Raw genomic sequence first — 17599 nt, forward strand, 5'->3', positions numbered from 1 at the left:
CCCGTGCGCCGGTCGCCGGCGATTGAAGCAAGCTTCAATCCCGCTGCCCCTCGACTTGCATGTGTTAAGCCTGTAGCTAGCGTTCATCCTGAGCCAGGATCAAACTCTTCATTGTAAAATATCTTGTATATCCGTTAAGGATATGTTTTGTCTCTGTTCAGGATACCGTTTTATCTCTAAAATTGACGGTTTATTCTTACTTTTCATCACATCATATATATAATGTGACGCTTGTACTACATTCTGTTTGTTTATCTAAAATCTTTCAAAGAACTCTTTTCTTATCGCTTCACTTTTTAGAAGAGAAAGTATTTGCAAAGTTACGGACTTTCTTTTTAAGATGCAAATTTTTCGGAAGTTTTTTTTCAAATACCCATTATTACACCTTCACCGTGTCAACTCAACGTCTTTCCCTCTTGAAAGCGGATGCAAAGGTACAAACATTTTCCATACTCGCAATACTTTTGACAAACTTTTTTTCAGAAAAATTATATGAAATATGATATCTCTTTGTTAATCAATATTTTTAATCCTAACAAGCATATTACACAAATTTCCCAATAATTAGAGTCTGTTTAAATTTTCCAATAAATTAATGTTATATCATATTCTTTTGAGTTTGTTTCCTGCCTGTTTTCCCGATTTTATTCGTCAGATAGCACGCTATCATCCTCGTAAAATCAGAATAACATTCTCGAAAACAATTCTCAAAATAAACATGAGCAAAATTTAAACAGGCTCTAAACGTGAGTTCGATATAATACCCGTAACCACATGTATCGCGCCGGTGCCTAAGGCAGACCGCATCATACATGCGCTTTTCCGGAGAGACACAGTTTCCGGTGGGAGGAAACTAGAATTTCCTCAGTAGGAAACGACAATTTCTCTTCGAGGAAACGAGCGTTTCCTCGAAGAGAAACAAAACAGCAATCAATCGACCTGCTCTTTCCGAGCCTCTTCTTCTATCTCATCAGGAACGGCATCTACACGCACATATTTGCACACGTCAGTCTCGTCTCCCACTGCAGTCCACACCATGGAGCCACTCTCCAGCAGGTCTGTCACCACATAGTCATTGTTCCAGTCACCGTTGTCATAGTCGTACACGCCGCTAATGACATAACCCTTGTATGGATCGTCCTCTATACTATAGGTTCCAGTGATGTAGCGGGCGTACATACTGTCGAACTTCTGGTAAATTTCGAAAGTACGTTCCCGGCGGCTGAAAACCACATAACAGTATGTCCCCTCCGCCAACGGAGCACCGTTCCATTCGGAAAGCTGCCATGTACCGTTTATGTTGGCCGGAGTGACATCCATTCCTGAGCCTCCGGAGTGGGAGCCGGAATGAAAGTCGTCTTCGCATGAGGCGAGACAAAACATTAGAGAGAATAAAAATATTGTCTTAAATAAATTTTTCATATACATTGTTTTTTATTTTGCAAAAATACAGAATAAAGCCAAATCACTTGTCCATTGCAACGTTCACAGTGATAGTCCTGTCGGACGGTTTTCCGCCAACTCCTTCCACTATCAGCCGGAAAGACTTGTTCCCATTTCCGGCAGTTAAAAATACGTCAGCATCTATTCCTATCACAATGTCGGCCTCGCATCCGGGGTCTATCACTTCCGGCTCAGTCCTGAATGAAACGAACGACGGTACTATCACGGCGGAAAGCCTTAACGGAGTCGAGCCGCTGTTGCCGCACAATATTCTCACTTCAGGCTTTTTGCCGGGGGCTACCTCATCGATACTCACCGACTTTGTCTTGAGCCTGAGCTTACCCATGGAGTACCTGAATCTTGCCCAAACGTCCTTTCCGGGCAAAACGTTTCCCAATAGTGTCAATCTGGCCACAGGGCTTTTTCCCATTCCCTCCACATAGACAAAAGCGTTCGTATCTATGGTTCCGGGATGGTTCTTAGGCACGTACTTCAGCGTCACCGAACCTTTTTCGCCTGACGGTATCCTTCGGGCTTCCACACCGGCAGACACGCATCCGCACGTCGTCCGGACTCTATCTATCAGTACAGGCTTGTCACTTACATTGGTGAAAGAGAAACGCACCGTCTTTGGGGAATCGTCCTCAGTAAGGGTACCGAGATGACACACGATACTGTCGAATTTCAAAATATGGGCAGCGTTCTCTTCCAAAGGAGGATTGACTATCGCCTCTACATCTTCATCGGGAAACCCGGCTTTGATCTGTGACATCAAGTCGCATGACAATGCCAGGCCCGTGAATAGAAGTATTGATTTTATTCCGATATTATCCATCATTAAAATAATTACATCCAACCGTTATCGTTAGCGGAGTTTCGAACCGTAACAACCACAGTCTGCTCTTCTCCTGCAGAAGTAGTGACGGTAAGGTTTGTAGAGCCGGCTTTCACACCGGTTACTTTCATCACGCTGCCATCTACTGTCACCGTAGCCACTGAAGAGTCTGCCACACTGCAAATGTAAGTTTTCGTCTCACCGGCCTTGAAGTAGCCGGCAAGGTTTATTGAACTGGTACCACCAACGGCTACATATACGTTAGGCACTTTCATGTCTGTTCCGGCACCGGCCACATTCTTAAGAAGCAGTCCGGCATCGATAAGGCCGGTACCCATCTTCCCTACATATTCGGAAAGAACCATCTCAGTAAGAGGCGCGGAAAAATTGGAATGTCCGTAGTAGTATGTCTTCTTGCCTGTATAATATTCATCGTATATGTCTTTTACTGAAGACTTAACAAGTTCGATGAATTCCTCAGCCTTGAAGTGGCGACGTTCCTTAACGGCATATGACAGACCTAACGCCACGACTCCGGACACGTGAGGGCATGCCATAGAGGTACCGTCCATGTATCCGTAAACAGGCTGACCATTGCGTATCAAGGTTGACAATATGGAGCCTTGCGAAATGTAGTTGTTCTTATCGGCATCAATGTTCACGTCCACATATTCCGGAGCTGATTGGCCTAAAAGGTCATAATACTCGCCGTCGCCGCCAGGGGCGCACACGTCTGTCTCAACACCGTAATTGGAGTAGCTAGCCGGAGTATAACTTGCATCGACCGCGGCTACGGTTATACATTTTGAATATGCGCCGGGGAATGCCGGTTTTGCGGCATATTCATTACCTGCCGCGAACACCACTATTCCGCCTTCCACTACACCGTTCGGCGAGCCGGCATTGTTAATGAAATAATCCAACGCGTCCTTTTCGAGTGGATAAGTGGCGGCCCATTCTTCCTCCGTCTCAGGTCCGGGTGTGAAGCCCATCGCCATATTGGCATAGGCAGAGTTATACCCCCAGCTGCACTGGAGAATGACCGCACCGTTGTCGGCGGCATATTTTATGGCTTTTGCCTCTCCGTCGAGGGTCACGCCGTTCTCACCGTCGAACACCTGACACGACATTATCTTCACACCGGAATTCTGGGTGCCGTCGCCGCCGGCGATACCGCATACTCCTTCATTGTTGTTCATGGCTGCTATAGTACCGGCCACGTGAGTGCCGTGGCCTGTGTCTGACTCGTCAGACCATGACACCAATGGCGAGTTCTTCACGAAGTTGTATCCGTAAAAGTCACCCTTATATCCGTTGCCGTCATTATCATCGCCGGAAAGGTATGTCTCGTCTTCATTTTTCCATATATTACCTTCCAAATCCGGATGAGTATTCATCACGCCCTCGTCCAGAACGGCCACGATGATTGACGGATCGCCGGTGCAAAGCTGCCACGCCTCCTCGCAATTGATGTCGGAGCCGGCCTTGGAATGCGAAGCGACACCTGTTTCATCAAAGTTCAGGTCATCGAACGGATAATCGCCAACGTTGTTATAATGCCATTGGTATTTGTATCCGGGGTCGTTAAAGAAACCGTCGGAAGCGGAAAGAGCCGAGGTACGGCTTTCCAGCGCGGCCGCGCTGACGTATGTCCTCTTCATGTCGGTGCGGTATGCACGCTTTATCTCGTGGTTGGCCTGTACGGCTGAGACCTCTCCCAGTCTTGCAAGACTGTTGGCAGCCTCCTGAAGACTAGCGTTTTCATCGAATTTCACCACATACCACAGGTGAAGTCCCGCCGCGCGGGTACGTTCCTCAGTGGCTTCGTCCACCGGGAAAACCCTCTCGAAACGGTATCCTCCAAGGATTTCCAGCACTTCGTCGGTAGAAGGTATTCCCGAGCGGCTTGCCGCCCCTCCGCTTCTGGAAACGGCGGAGAGTGTCTTGTCAAGGATTTCTGTCATCTCCGGCTTGAACTTGATAAGTAGTTCGCCGGATTTTGCCCCGGCGGGAATGGTTACTTCCGTTTCCGCCTCGGGGGCATCTATGGCAGGTGTAAGGGTATCGTCCGTACACGCCGCAAGCGACAGCGCGAATATCGCAGAATATAATATTTTATTATTCATCATTTTTTATCCGTAAATATAGTTATTGTTTAGAAGTAGTTTCGCCGGCATCCGTGCTTCCGGGTGTCCAATCCTTTCCTCCACCCACGAACTTGTTATAATAGCCCGGATAGGCTACGCTTATATCCTCAGGATAGCCGGACTCTGTTTTGCCGTCGCCGTAATAATATACGTACCTGGTATTCACCACGTCATTCCTGTTGCTGAAACCTACCGACTTGCCATCGCTGTCTTTTCCCTGTTCCCACTGGTTCATGACAAGCGACTCCGGATCCCATTCCATTAAGAACGGGTGGAAAAGCAGCCAGTTAGGCAACTCTCCGGTAATGAAGTTCAGATTTATGCTGAAATTATGCATTCTCGGGAGCACCCTTGCTATGTCGGTGCCTTTCACTTTTTCACCAAGAAGTTCCACCTCCCTGTCGGTAAGAAGCCAGCCGCACGTATCCTTTGAAATTTTCTCGTACTTATATGCGTCGCCTTCAAAGAAGTCACTAGACAGATAGCTACCGAAGTTTGCGTCCGGTTCCATCAACTCCTCGTCTGTAGGCAACTCGCCTTCTATGAACATGTAAGAGAGTCCGAGGTACTCGAGGTTTTCCCACTTGAGGAGTTCTATAAATTCCTGTCGTCCTTCTCCCGGAGATGCTTCCGTACCCAAGTCTATATGCAATCCGAGTTTTTCATTATCCCATTCAATTCCAGCCAGTTCTGAAGTGGTATCGTTTTTGCGGCAAGTGGAAAGTTCAAGGCCTTTCAGTTCTTTGAAAGTATCTTTGTTAACAACATTGGTTATATCGGACAATTTCTGGAAATTGTTGCTTCCAAGGTCGAGGTATTCAAGCGTCCCGGCAAGTTTACCAAAGTTCTCGGGTAGCTTATAAAGCCCGTACGACACAATGGCGAGCCTCTTGAGGTGTTCCAGTTCGCAAACTTCCTCGCCAAATTCCATATCCTTGGTCTGGCGGTTGGTATTACTTGTTACGGACAATTCTTCCAAATACTTGAGATATTTTATCTCTTTCGGGAAAGTCTCTTCCTTGTTCAGGTTGAACTGCATGAACGACAGCGAACGGATACGTCCGAGCGCACCATCAGGCATGCCTTCATCGCCTTCCTCCCACAGGGTAACGTTTTCCCAGTTCTCCATCTTGTCGGAGAAATTGTAAGTGAAGAGCGACTGTAGTTTCTCGTTTATCATGACCACGGCAAGAGAGTCTCCCCGGCGGTCATCGGTAATCCTTACGGCAGCTTCCTGCACCACTGTCACCACCACGTCGCCCGTAGGGTTTCCATCCTGGTCAACAAGCACCACACTTTCGTCGGTAGGGACAAGCCTGATCTTCGCTATGCGGCTGTAAGGTGCCGTATTCATGTCCCAGCGGAAACGGATGTTCACCGTTCTCGGACGGTCCTTCCTGTCGAGGTCCACTTCAGTGTTTTGCGGCGCCGTAATCCATCCGGTGAGGTCGCTGTCCGTCAATCCGTCTTCCGGAGTCGGTTCGCCGTCCCATTCGTAGGTGATGTTTTCGTCCACCTTGAACTCAACGTTTGTGGAAACTGTCAGGTCGAAATGACGCTCGTCATACGTGCCTGAACTCTCTATCCGGATTTCGCTCTCCGAAGGTATAATCTGTTTTCCGTATCCGAACTGGTTTATGGTGAGTATCACCTCCTGGTTGTCTTCCTGGCGGTAACGTACCTGCGCCGTGCGCGCTGTCACCTCAAGGGTGGAGTCGATGGCAAGCGAGCCTTCCACGGAGCCGAAACCGTTGGCCGGCGACACGGCTACCCACGGTCTGGAGGCACTGGATACCCAGTTCCTGCCTGCGGTGACAACAATGCTCTCTGTTCCGCCGTCAGGGCCTATGGCTATGGTTTCCTTGTCGAGGGATATTCCCATGTTCGAGTCCGCCACTTCATCGTCCTTGCACGATGCCAGCAGAGAGGCAAACAGTCCCAGACCCAACGTTATCTTACTTATATATTTCATTTTTCTACGTTTGTTAGTTTATTTTCATTTTCAGTTTTCAATGTCCAAAGCATCGCATCCGCGTATATCCTGTGTCTTGTCATAGATAAGCATCCACAGACCGGCGCTGATGTAGGAACATACGCTCGTAACGTCCAGCGTTATGCTCGGGTTGTCCTTGACTTCCACTATCCACAGCTGTGGTGTCATCTCCTCGTCCACCTTGCGGATATCGTTGGAGCCTATCTGGAGCTGTAGCAGGCTGGGGCATTCCGTGATGCCGACAGGCCATTCGCGCAGGATTCTCCTTCCTTCCGCGTCGCGCTGGTGGCGCACTCCTATGGCTTCAAGCTCGCTACAGTTCAAAGGCTGTTCCGGAACCTTGCTGAAACAGTTGTAGCTTACGTCGAACCCTCTCAGGTAAGGAATACCCGTAGCCCTGAAGTCGTCGGGCAGCGAACTAAGCTTGTTGAAACGGAGGTCGATGGTAGAGATAAGGTTGGCATTCTTGTTCCTGCCTCCTGCCCTGTTGTTCACTATGTCACCTTCTTCTATCTTCTCGATGCCGTTGCCAGCCAGGTTAAGTGTAGTTATCGGCGATTCAGCCTGGAACAGTTCCTTAGGGAATTTCACCAGCTTGTTGTTGGACAGGTTGACGGAGCTGGCGTTTATACCTTTGAAATTGTCCGGATCTGCCACGCCTGTTATCTGGTTGCCGGAGAAGTCCACACCGCCCATCACGTAAAGCGATGAGGCATCGAATATGTTCGGTATCAGCTTTATCTTGTTATTGGCGAAGTTCAATGTCTCTACATCATTCGAGAAGCTGCAGAACTCGCCTCCTATCTCGGTTATCTCGTTGTCGCTAAGCAGAAGCTGTGACAAAACGACATCTGAACCGAAGCCTTCCACCTTGCCTTTTACCCCGCTGCTGGTGCAGTCGAGCATGTGGAGGTTCTTCATATGGCTCAACACTTTAAGCGGCGGGAAATTGTTTTCTTCATCACCGAAATCGTTATAGCCGAAGTAAAGCATCTGTATCTTTGAGGCTACGGTAGTAGGTGTTCCTGTACCGTCCCCGCTTGTACTGCCGGTCACGAGTCTTATCCACTGCTCCTTCATTTTCATTCCGCGGTTGCAGGCAAGGTTCAACACCTGCAGTTCCGGAAGTTGGAGAACGAAATCAGGTATCTTGTCAAAGTTCTTACAGTTGTAAAGCTCCATGTCGGTAAGGTCTTTGAAGTTCTCCCATTTCCAGCCCGATACTTCATCCTTCCATTCTTCCTTGTAATCCCTTGTAGTAACGCCCTCAACCGGATTTGAAACCCAATCTGTAAATACTTTATCCGCCGTTATGGTAGAGTTCGCGATAAACAGGTTCTGCAGTTTTGTAAGTCTCATCACCGCCTTGGATATTTCCGTAATCTCGTTCGTGACCGCACCTATCTGCACGTCTTTCGGGCTTATGCGGGTACTTTTCTTTATGGCTTTCTGCTTCGGGTCTCTGTTTATAACCCACTGCAGCATTTCCGACAAGTCCTCGCGCGAGTCTTTCTTCAGGAATAGGTTGGCGTAATTCTCGCGCACTTTCTTTTTGTCAGCTTCGCTCATGTCGGCTCTCAGCGAGGCTGTGATGTTGCCTCCCAGCTTCTCGTCGTGTGCTCCGAAAGCCAATATCCTCAGTTCCGTGAGCTGGCCTATCGCATCAGGCACTACTCCTTTCGCTCCGAATCCGGCTATTGTGAGAGCCGTCACTCGGCCATTGTCGTCCAGCTGTACGCCCGGCTGTACGCCCCACATGTCTTTCTCCTTGTTGAAGTTCCAGTTGGCTCCCGCCGGATAAGCCTCTCCCACATAGTTCCATTCCGGACCGTTCAAGGCCTTCCATATCTCATAAAGAGCCATGTAGTCTTTTATCTTTTCCGAAGTCTCAGAGAGCAATACTGGTACTTCGGCGTCCTTGGTCACTTGGTTGTCTTCCACGGTGAACGCTGTTCCCTCTACTCCCGTGCCTATTTCGAGATTGTAAGTTACCGCTCCCGACTTCCTGTAAGTGGAGTATTCCACCACCTGGTATTCGCCCGCGGGAACCCATACAAGTGAGTCCGTATAGGCAATCTCGCTTGAATAATACTTGTCGCCAGTCTCGGAAGGCACGTCGCCCTGTTCCGAGTCGCTATAGTTCAGTTCTTGTCTCACAGGAATCTTTTCAAGTTCCACCGTAGCCTGTGTAAAAGTATTCCTCAGTGTAATGTCCACCATGTTTATGTCGTTGAACAGGTATGTCTCTTCCGACGGTGTCGAAGCTCGTGAGTCGCTCACCCACGACTTCATCAGTTTGAACTGTACCTGTCCCCTCTCCTGCACTTCGGCGGTAAGGTCGTGCACGGTAAGCTCTCCCGGACGTACCTCTATATCGCCCGACGCATTGTAGCTGCTTACCACCTCGTCCACCTTGTCGAGCAGTCTGTAGCCCACCATGGTGTATGTTCCTGCCATCAACTGCAGTTTGTCGCTACGCATGCCGTACTCCGCATTTTCCGAGCTGTAAGAGTTCAGCACAAGTGTCTGTGTGATGGAAGTACCGTTGTAATTAAGCTCGACCTCCACTTTCTGTATGTCACTCAGCATTTCTGAAGCAGCACGCGAAGCCGGTGTTTCCTCCGCCGGCTGGTACGATGCTGCCTTGTAAAGCTTGAACTGCACATAGCCGTATTCGCTGCCCTGCAGTCCTTCGTCGTCCTTACAGCCTGTCACTGCCGTACAGAAAAGTACGGCAATGATAGGTGCAAGAAACTGTTTTATTATTTTATTGTATGTTGTCATTTAATTGTTGTTTTATTAGTTTCCTAATTCCAATCTACAGAATGAAGCGATAGTACCGTCAGAATTCTTGACTACTATATCATAATGGTCAGTAAGAGTACCGGATATAGACAAGCCATATATATCAACATTAGACATTTCGGATTGTATCCATAATGAACCTTGACGCTTATCTTCAGAGCATGTTATACCACTATCGGTTGACAAATTGGACATGGTCTGTCCATCTCCTCTGCCAACAGCCTCAATAATGATTGGCATGCCGCTAACTAACCCCATTTCATAAATATCTTTTGGTATAACAATTTTCCAAACATTTGATACATCGGCTAAATCTGCATATTCTGATTTTATACTTTCAAGTTCAGAGCTTTCAATTTTTACAGACTCAATATTTGATAATCCTACATCACTATAAGACATCAACGTTCCACCACCATCTATCGCTCTCGAAATAAAACTGATTTCTTCTTGAGCCACATTTTTCTTAGCTTGAGTAAGAGAAGCCATTACGAATGTACTGAATTCTGACTTCAAATCTCCAGCCGTAAGAGGATTACCCTCACTGTCAACATCTCCTTCACGAATCAACAAATAGTCATTATAGTTTGTTCCATATTCATCGACCAAAGCCTTTGGCAGAAGCACAACTATCGCCTCCCTTTCTTCTTCGGAATCATTTGCTTTTACTGACAAAGTCACAACACCATCAGTTGTAGGCTGCGTTACTTCCACCCAGTTCAGTTCTTGTTCAAAATCATATCTATAAGCAAAACTTTGGTCAATCATTCCACCCTCTCCATCTGAAATATCAGGAAGTTCGTACTTCTCAACCAATCCTTTCAAAATTACAAAATCATTAGAGTTCGCAGTAATAGTCGAAGAAACCGACTGTTTCTGACCTTCCTCAGTATTGATTGTTCCATCAGCATCTACAGACAATCCATTGTGAGCCGATTGGATAACCAAAGCCCTCTTGTCGAAACCTTCATAAGAAACAGGAATGTCTATTCTTCTTACTTTGTCTGTTTCCGCTGTTTCAGCGTCAGAGGTATAAAAAGATATTACATCACCTGTGTTTTCTATCGGATATCTGATGTCGTTTTCACTTTCAGTATTGAAAGTAAAGTCATAGGCTCCAGTTTCCTGATTAATACTCATCGTCAACCATTCCGGATATTGAAGACCTATCTCCATGCCGGCTTCGGCGGAAGCTCTCAACGAAGTAGTTACAACATTTGCATTATTGCCTTTTATTTCCAACGGAGTTGAAGAACTGTAAGATATGTCTCCTGCCTCATTCGTAACCACAAGGTTCTGATATTCCCTCATTCCGCGGGTTATCTTATAAATAACCTGCTCCTGCGATGCCATAGAAAGTGTAATCTGCGCAACGTCTGCTGAAGTATAGTTCCAGCTTGCATCGGAAATCTCTACTTTCAGAGTCTGGTCGCCGGCCTTTCCCGAAGCTGTCGTTTCTTTGATCTCTCCGTTTACGAACCTGCACCATGCGGCATCGCTCTTCAGGGTCCAGTCGAGGTTCGCGCTAAATGTTATATCGAGGCTTGCAGAAAATACATTATTTCCATTTTCGTCCGTAGTCTCAGTAAGAGTAACCGTCTGTTCCTTCAAATCCGGGAACTGCGGTGTAACAACTTCTTCATCGTCCTTACAGCCTACTAATACCGCAACAGCGGACAGCGCGAGCATAAGGTAAAACTTTACTGACATTTTCTTTAAGTTTTTCATAATTCCTTTTTTTTAAGTCATACAATAATATAATAAAATGTATATGTTTTTAAATGTTTAATTGTGTACTTTTCGTATATGTACTTTTTCTTTCGCTTGTCCGAAAGAAAAAGATACCAAAAAGAAAGTACACCGTCTGCGCCCGTCGGGCTACTCCGAAGCCTCTTCCGGCTAAACGGCAGGGAACTCGCTACGCTCAAACAGCCTGCCGTTCTTAACGCCTGAAGCGTCTTCTCCGCTTTACGCCCGCCGGTCAAGGCCGGGGAGCCATGCGGGATTGGACATTGACAAATGTTGATTTAAGTGCTTCATATCCCAGTGCGAAACGTAAAGCGTGTCCTCGTCCAACGCCGCATGGCCGCGCCTATGCGGAGGAGCGTTAAGCGGAGGATGGATTTCAGCTGTAAAGAGGGGCAGGCTGTCTGAGCGAAGCGAGTTTCCTGCCACTCAAGCTGAAATCCGTCCGGAGTAGCCCCGGAGCGTCAGCGCTTGACTTTTTTCTTTTGGTATCTTTTCTTTTTGTGTCAAGACAAAAAGAAAAGTACATCCAACGAAAGAAAAAGTACATCCGACAAAAAGAAAAGTACATACATCAATATCCATCTTCCATCAAGTCCTCCGCCTCGCCGTCGCTTATCCACTCGTAGATGGTAGCGTAAGTACCTACGGTTCCGTAAAGGCTGCCATCCTTGTTGAACACCTGTACGGAGACGTACTGCATGACGAAGTTCTCGCAGGAACTGTAGTAAGACACATATCCCGAAGGCTGGGTCATCATCAGTTTGCCGTCGCCATAGACGGTATTGAAAGCCTCGCCTGTGGTGCCGCACTGAGTGTCGTCCATCTCTATATAAGGTTCGGCCACGTCGTCCGTCTTGAACTTCAGCTTCACGTCGTATCCCTCATAATAAGGCCCGTGGAGTATCACTGTGTTCTCCTCGTCGGGCGACACCTCCGTCTTTATGAGGCGGCTCGTCAGCCCCTGAGTGTTGTTAACGGTACTTGAATAGTCAAGAAAATACAGCGATGTGACCAAGCAATATCCCGAAAAGGCGTTTATGTCGAAAGGACATACCTTCTGCAATACCACGTTGGCATCCGTCCCGTACAAATCCCACTTGTATTCGTCGGGCACTATAAGGCGCAGCGCGAAGCCGAGCGAGTCCGAAATCCCGATATTCTCGTATATACCCTTCACCTCCACGTATCCGGCCATCTCGCCCGCCTTGATGGTGACATTATTGTCAAGCAGGCGGTAATGCTTTCCTTCCACGGCGTTGCTCTTGCTGTCTATCACCTCAACGGCGAAAGTACGGTCACGGTCTGACTTCACGGTGGCTGACACCGGAACTTTGAACGTCTCGCCGCTTTCCTGCACGGGATAGTTGTAAATGGTATCGGAAAACATAAGATAATCGGGTCCGCTGTAGGACACTCTCTTCTCGTCGCATCCAGACAGCCCTGCCACGGCGGCAACGGCCGCCATACATCCAATAAATAAATTCTTCATTACCATATGTTTTATTTCTTATTTGTTACTTTCATTCGGTTGCACTTCGGAACCCGGCGAATCAAGCTCGTGCTGCGGTATCGGCCATACGAAGAGAGGGTCGTCGGCTTCCACCTTCAGGCTGCTGCCGTTGGACAACGACTGTTCCTGCGGCTCGCGCTCGAAGCCCTTGTGCCAGCGTTTCAAGTCGTTCAGGCGGAAACCCTCCATGTAGAGTTCCTTCACGCGTTCCTCCTCTATAATATCCATGGCGTCATCCTCGCTCATGGAAACGCTTCCGCTGAAGGAGGAATAGCGCGCGCGGCGTATTGATGCTATGTCGTCGCCAGCGTCGCCGTATCTGCCATTCTGCACATAAGCCTCTGCACGTATCAGGTACTGCTCGGAGAGGCGGAACACCTTAGGCATTGTGACGTGGTATATGTTATACGAGATGAACTGCTCGTTGCCGAAATACTTGATGAGCAGCGGCCATGTAAGCCCGTGGGTGTAGCCGGTGGTAATATTGCTGAAGAAAGCGTCATACCTCAAGTCGCTCGCGTCATAAAGCCCGAGCACCCACGCTGCCGGCACATAGTCCGGACGAAACGACACCATGTCGTAGTTGGCAAAGACCTGGCCCAAGGCTCCCCCGTAGGAATTGATGGTGAACGCCACCTTCCATATTATCTCGGTAGAGGTATCGTATGACCACATGTACTGGTAATAGCTCTGCGAGCTGGTGGCCATCAGCGTAGAACTGGAAAGAGCGTAATAGCCGCTGTCTATGACCTTGGACGAATATTCTATAGCCGCGTCCCAGTCCTGCATGTAAAGAGCCACGCGTGCGCGGAGGGCATAGACCGTATATTCGCAAAAATACTCCAGGTCGTAAAGTCCGCCCTCGTAATCGTCCTCCACCTTCAGAAGTTCCGCCGCGCGGTCGAGGTCGTTTATCACGAATTCATATGAAGCCTTCAGGTCGGAACGAGTCATAGTCTCGTCGCCACCGTAGTGTTCCGTAAGGATTACACCCAGTTCCTGCGTCATGTCCCGGTCTTTCTCATAAGGCTTGCAGAACAGCTTTATAAGCTCCGAATAAGCCAGGGCGCGCGCGAAATACGTCTCGCCGCAACACTGGTCGAGCTTGTCCAGCTGGTCGTCGTCGGTAGTGCTTTCGCGTACCGCGTCCACCCTGTCGAGCAGGAAGTTGCAACGGTTTACGACATCATAAAGAGAACCGTAAACGCCTTCTATGTCCGTATTGGTGGAAAGTATGTCGTTCCATCTCCAAACCTCGCCGTAAACATTCGTGTTGTTGTTTATGCCATACACAAGGTCTGTCTGTATGTCCGGCAGGAGCGTCAACGCCCCGGAATAGAGGTACGAGCTTTTGAAAGCGTCGTAAATGCCAATCACGGCCAGATTGACGTCGTCCACCGTCTGTATGGACTCGTCGAACGTCATGGCGTCGGACGGATATTTGTCGAGGCATGACACCGTAGAGAACGCCAATACCGCCGGAAGCAGGTAATATCTGATTTTTCCAAACATATTATTCTTTACTATATATTATATTTATGATATTCTTTCAAATTCTTAGAATGATAGTTCCACACCCATGGTGAACTGTCGTGACGCCGGATACTGTGCCTGATAAACATTGGCCGCCACTTCCGGGTCCAATCCCGTGAAGCCGGTGAACGTCAGCAGGTTCTGCCCCTGCACGTAAATCCTTGCCGACGTGAAGAAGTTGGTCTTCCTCAGCCACAGCTGCGGCAGGTTGTAGGCAAGCGTCAGGTTCTTCAGGCGCAGGAACGACGCGTTCTCGAGGAAACGGTCGTCAAGCTGGGGCGTAACGCCGTGGCGCGGTATGTCCGTTATGTCGCCCGGATTTTTCCAGCGGTCGTAAAGCAGACGTTTCGACTGGTTGTAAGCGGTATAAAGCCCGTTGCTCTCCTCGAAATAGCGGTCGTTGTTCACTACCCACTTGTCGGCCATCCAGCTGAACTGTGCCGAGAGCGAGAGTCCTTTCCACGAGAGCGTGGTACCGAAACCTCCGGCCCATGGAGCATCATACGACTTGCCCGTCATCACCTTGTCGCTCTCGTTGTATTCGGTGGTTATCTCTCCATCCTTAGTGTACCAGAGGGCATCACCGTTGGCCGGGTTAACTCCGGCGTACCTGTTCATGAAGAACTCGCCCACCGGATGTCCCACCTGGTATTTCAGTCCGGTAGTGGAGTTAACGTACTCCTGTACCCCGTTATACAATTCCACCAACTTGTTCTTATTATACGACACGTTAGCACTCACGTTCCATGTGAAGCCTTTCACACGGAGCACGTCTGCCGCCACGTTCAACTCTACTCCCCTGTTCACCATCGCTCCGATGTTTTCCCAACGGTAGCCTTCGCCGGTCACGGCATACGACTGCGGCACCAGCATAAGCATGTCCGTGGTCTTCTTATTATAAAGGTCGATATCCACATTTATCCTGTCGATGAATCCAAGACGGAAACCGAGGTTGTTTGCCCACGTTTTTTCCCATCCCAAATCCTCGTTGCCGCTCTGCATCGGGTATATACCCGCCTCGTCGGCATAGTTCGGACCGCCGCCCACGAGTGCCAGATGGTCATAGTCCGGTATCTCGGAGTTACCTGAAGTACCTGAGCTGAGTGTCACCTGCGCGCCGGTCAGCCAACTTACATCCTTAAGGAATGCCTCGTTCTTCATATTCCACATCAGACCCACAGACCAGAACGCACCCCAACGGTTTTTGCTACCGAAACGCGAGGAAGCATCGGTACGCACGGAGAAATCGGCGTAATACAAATCCTTATAATTGTATTCCCCACGAAAGAAGAACGAGAGGTATGAATACGATGATGTGCTGTCCGTCCATGAAGAGGCACGTGTTCCGGACGATACGTTCGTGAGCAGGTCGTGCGTCTGGCCGGCAGTAACGACCTGGAAACCTTCCGACATGTAGTTCACGGCTTCCTGTCCGAGGAGGAAGTTGAACGAATGGTCTTCATTATAGTTCCAGCGATAGTTGGCCGTGGTCGTCTCCGTAAGATTGAGCATGTCCGACGCACTGCGTCCCGCGCTACCCATGCCATCGTTGATGATATAGCTCGGGAACGACCTCATAAATCCCTTGGAATATGTGTAATCCGCTCCGAACTGGCTCCTGATGGTGAGGTTTTCTATCGGCGTAATCTCCGCGTAAATGGTGGACAACATCTTGTATTTAGTATATTCCACAGGGTTCATGTCCATCCACTCTATAGGGTTCTGCCCCGTGCCCTGCCACGAACCGTCGTTCTGCGAGGCTATGGAACCGTCCTCATTATATGGATTCCAATACGGGAGCATGAAGCGGCATGCCGAAATAGGAGTATAGAGGGCGTATGAGCCTGACTCCGCCTGCTGTATTTCCTCGTATGCCGCCATTGTGTTGGTACCCATCTTCAGCCAGTTGCTAGCCTTCACTTCGGCATTGGCGCGTATGTTATAACGGCGGAACGTAGAGCCTTGGGCTATACCGTCCTGGTCATAGAAACCGCCAGACACGTAATAGTTAAGCCTGTCCGTGGCACGGTTGACCGACAGTTCGTAACTCTGTAGCGGGGCAGCGTCCTTGAACACGGCGTCAAGCCAATCGACATCCACACGCGAGAGCAAGTCATAATCCTGTCCGGAATCGAGCCCCACTTCCTTTTCATAAGCTATACGCTCCTCCGTGTTCATCAAATTCCATTTGCCGGTGTTGGCAAGCTGTGAGAAACCGAACTGCGCACGCAACGTCACTTTCGCCTTATCCATGGAAAGTCCTCGCTTTGAAGTGATTACAACCACTCCATTTGCCGCACGCGCTCCATAAATGGATGTGGAAGAAGCGTCCTTCAGCACGGAAATAGACTCTATATCACCCGGGCTGATGGCATTGAAATCCGAACTTGAAATAGGTACACCGTCAAGAATGAAGAGCGGCGCCGTACCTGAATTGATGGAGTTTGTACCACGAATCTGGAAAACGGCCGGCTCGCTCGGCTCTCCCGAATTCGAGATTACGGACAAACCCGGCGTCTGCCCCTGCAAAGCCTGGTCGAAACTTGCGGCAGGCACATCGGCCATCTTGTCGGCCGAAACCGTTGACACGGCACCCGCTATGGTTCCTTTCTTACGAACACCGTAAGCTACCACTACCACCTCGTCTATCATCTCCGCATCGGATTTCAAAACAACGTTCAAAACTCCGGTGGAAGCATTGACCTGATGGCTCTGCGACTGCATACCGATATAAGAGAATACCAAGATCGCATCTGACGCGCCTTTAACCTCGAAGCTGTAATTACCGTCCATGTCGGTAACTACACCGTTAGTAGTCCCCTTCTGCAATACCGTCACTCCTATCAGCGGGCTACCGTCCTCGTGGGCGGTAACGGTACCTTTCACCACAAAACCTTGGGCAAAAGCCGAATGGAATGAGAATAAAGCAAAAGAGATAAACAAAAGAATAAATCTTTTCATCTTCCGCTATAAAAATTAAAATTAAAAATTAAATGAATATTCATGCAAAACAGGCAAACGAAAAAACGGGCATCATTTTTTCCACCGAAAGCATGATGCACCACGATTACGCCATTCACCTGGTAATAGCTACAAGATACACAAGTACTTATGAAAACACTTTTTCATAAATAACTCTCAACGCAAATTAATTTTTAGAAAGAATCCCGTGCTTTGACGTTACGAAACACGATATCCCAATTGTTAAAAAATAGAGAACATTCCAAATTTGTTTCCATTTCTATTCCTTTAACTTTATTACACCTATATTCTATTCCTTAATTCTTTGTGGGCGCAAAATTACAAAAGTATGGCATAGCATAAAATAAATTAATGAAGTTATTTCATTACAATATATAACCTGCTTATTACATAAACATATTCATCCTTTACAAAAAAACACACAGACACGCATTTTTCATTTAATTATGTCACACAATAAGTATAACAGGAACACATTAAGCAATAATATTACACAAATATGAAAGCACCAATTTGAAAGTATAAATATTGTTAATGTGAATATTTATAAGATTTTTAATCAATACAAGAATATAAATTATAAAAAATACTTATTCTGAACA

At 48.1% G+C, this 17599-nt stretch carries 10 protein-coding genes, 1 rRNA gene and 1 pseudogene; 1 reads left to right on the forward strand and 11 read right to left on the reverse strand.

Translation table 11 applies throughout. From position 1 onward, the window contains the following. The 8 genes and pseudogenes from OCV82_RS13395 to OCV82_RS13425 form a co-directional block, all read right to left on the reverse strand. Nucleotides 1-115 (reverse strand): 16S ribosomal RNA (locus OCV82_RS13395); the annotation flags it as partial. Nucleotides 116-930: 815 nt separating this feature from the next. Next, nucleotides 931-1422, reverse strand: a complete 492-nt coding sequence (locus OCV82_RS13400; protein ID WP_154044868.1) for a lipocalin-like domain-containing protein — start codon at nucleotides 1420-1422, stop codon at nucleotides 931-933. A gap of 43 nt (nucleotides 1423-1465) precedes the next feature. Further along, complete coding sequence (locus tag OCV82_RS13405) at nucleotides 1466-1789, reverse strand: Ig-like domain-containing protein (RefSeq protein WP_239469104.1); 324 nt, start codon at nucleotides 1787-1789, stop codon at nucleotides 1466-1468. 51 nt (nucleotides 1790-1840) lie between these two features. Next, nucleotides 1841-2281, reverse strand: a pseudogene (locus tag OCV82_RS15220) (DUF1573 domain-containing protein); the annotation flags it as partial. Nucleotides 2282-2289: 8 nt separating this feature from the next. Then, entirely contained in the window at nucleotides 2290-4404 is a 2115-nt protein-coding gene (locus OCV82_RS13410) for a S8 family serine peptidase (RefSeq protein WP_154044889.1), read from the reverse strand. Between the two features lie 22 nt (nucleotides 4405-4426). After that, nucleotides 4427-6397 carry a BACON domain-containing protein gene (locus tag OCV82_RS13415; RefSeq protein ID WP_154044870.1) on the reverse strand — a complete coding sequence of 657 codons (1971 nt, stop codon included), beginning with the start codon at nucleotides 6395-6397 and terminating at the stop codon, nucleotides 4427-4429. A gap of 30 nt (nucleotides 6398-6427) precedes the next feature. Further along, complete coding sequence (locus OCV82_RS13420) at nucleotides 6428-9202, reverse strand: DUF4458 domain-containing protein (RefSeq protein WP_154044871.1); 2775 nt, start codon at nucleotides 9200-9202, stop codon at nucleotides 6428-6430. Nucleotides 9203-9217: 15 nt separating this feature from the next. After that, nucleotides 9218-10933 carry a hypothetical protein gene (locus tag OCV82_RS13425; protein WP_262543718.1) on the reverse strand — a complete coding sequence of 572 codons (1716 nt, stop codon included), beginning with the start codon at nucleotides 10931-10933 and terminating at the stop codon, nucleotides 9218-9220. 352 nt (nucleotides 10934-11285) lie between these two features. Here OCV82_RS13425 and OCV82_RS13430 point away from each other — a divergent pair, with 352 nt between their 5' ends. Further along, nucleotides 11286-11423, forward strand: coding sequence for a hypothetical protein (locus tag OCV82_RS13430; RefSeq protein WP_258323378.1), 138 nt, complete (start codon nucleotides 11286-11288; stop codon nucleotides 11421-11423). 120 nt (nucleotides 11424-11543) lie between these two features. Here OCV82_RS13430 and OCV82_RS13435 read toward each other — a convergent pair whose 3' ends face one another. Genes OCV82_RS13435 through OCV82_RS13445 form a run of 3 tightly spaced genes read right to left on the reverse strand, consistent with a single transcriptional unit; the run spans nucleotide 11544 to nucleotide 16976 of the window. After that, a complete protein-coding gene (locus OCV82_RS13435; RefSeq protein WP_154044873.1) occupies nucleotides 11544-12461 on the reverse strand; it encodes a DUF4984 domain-containing protein in 918 nt (305 codons plus the stop codon). A gap of 18 nt (nucleotides 12462-12479) precedes the next feature. Beyond that, nucleotides 12480-13994, reverse strand: a complete 1515-nt coding sequence (locus OCV82_RS13440; protein WP_154044874.1) for a RagB/SusD family nutrient uptake outer membrane protein — start codon at nucleotides 13992-13994, stop codon at nucleotides 12480-12482. Nucleotides 13995-14039: 45 nt separating this feature from the next. Beyond that, nucleotides 14040-16976, reverse strand: coding sequence for a SusC/RagA family TonB-linked outer membrane protein (locus OCV82_RS13445; protein ID WP_154044875.1), 2937 nt, complete (start codon nucleotides 16974-16976; stop codon nucleotides 14040-14042). Between the last annotated feature and the right edge of the window lie 623 nt (nucleotides 16977-17599).

Source organism: Bacteroides cellulolyticus (genome assembly GCF_025567135.1).
GTDB lineage: Bacteria > Bacteroidota > Bacteroidia > Bacteroidales > Bacteroidaceae > Phocaeicola > Phocaeicola cellulolyticus.

Excerpts from the sequence above, each read along its gene's own strand:
- OCV82_RS13445 (WP_154044875.1), bottom strand. The coding sequence starts at position 16,976 with ATGAAAAGATTTATTCTTTTGTTTATCTCTTTTGCTTTATTCTCATTC.
- OCV82_RS13410 (WP_154044889.1), bottom strand. The coding sequence starts at position 4,404 with ATGAATAATAAAATATTATATTCTGCGATATTCGCGCTGTCGCTTGCG.
- OCV82_RS13405 (WP_239469104.1), bottom strand. The coding sequence starts at position 1,789 with ATGGGTAAGCTCAGGCTCAAGACAAAGTCGGTGAGTATCGATGAGGTA.
- OCV82_RS13435 (WP_154044873.1), bottom strand. The coding sequence starts at position 12,461 with ATGAAGAATTTATTTATTGGATGTATGGCGGCCGTTGCCGCCGTGGCA.
- OCV82_RS13425 (WP_262543718.1), bottom strand. The coding sequence starts at position 10,933 with ATGTCAGTAAAGTTTTACCTTATGCTCGCGCTGTCCGCTGTTGCGGTA.
- OCV82_RS13420 (WP_154044871.1), bottom strand. The coding sequence starts at position 9,202 with ATGACAACATACAATAAAATAATAAAACAGTTTCTTGCACCTATCATT.
- OCV82_RS13440 (WP_154044874.1), bottom strand. The coding sequence starts at position 13,994 with ATGTTTGGAAAAATCAGATATTACCTGCTTCCGGCGGTATTGGCGTTC.
- OCV82_RS13415 (WP_154044870.1), bottom strand. The coding sequence starts at position 6,397 with ATGAAATATATAAGTAAGATAACGTTGGGTCTGGGACTGTTTGCCTCT.
- OCV82_RS13400 (WP_154044868.1), bottom strand. The coding sequence starts at position 1,422 with ATGAAAAATTTATTTAAGACAATATTTTTATTCTCTCTAATGTTTTGT.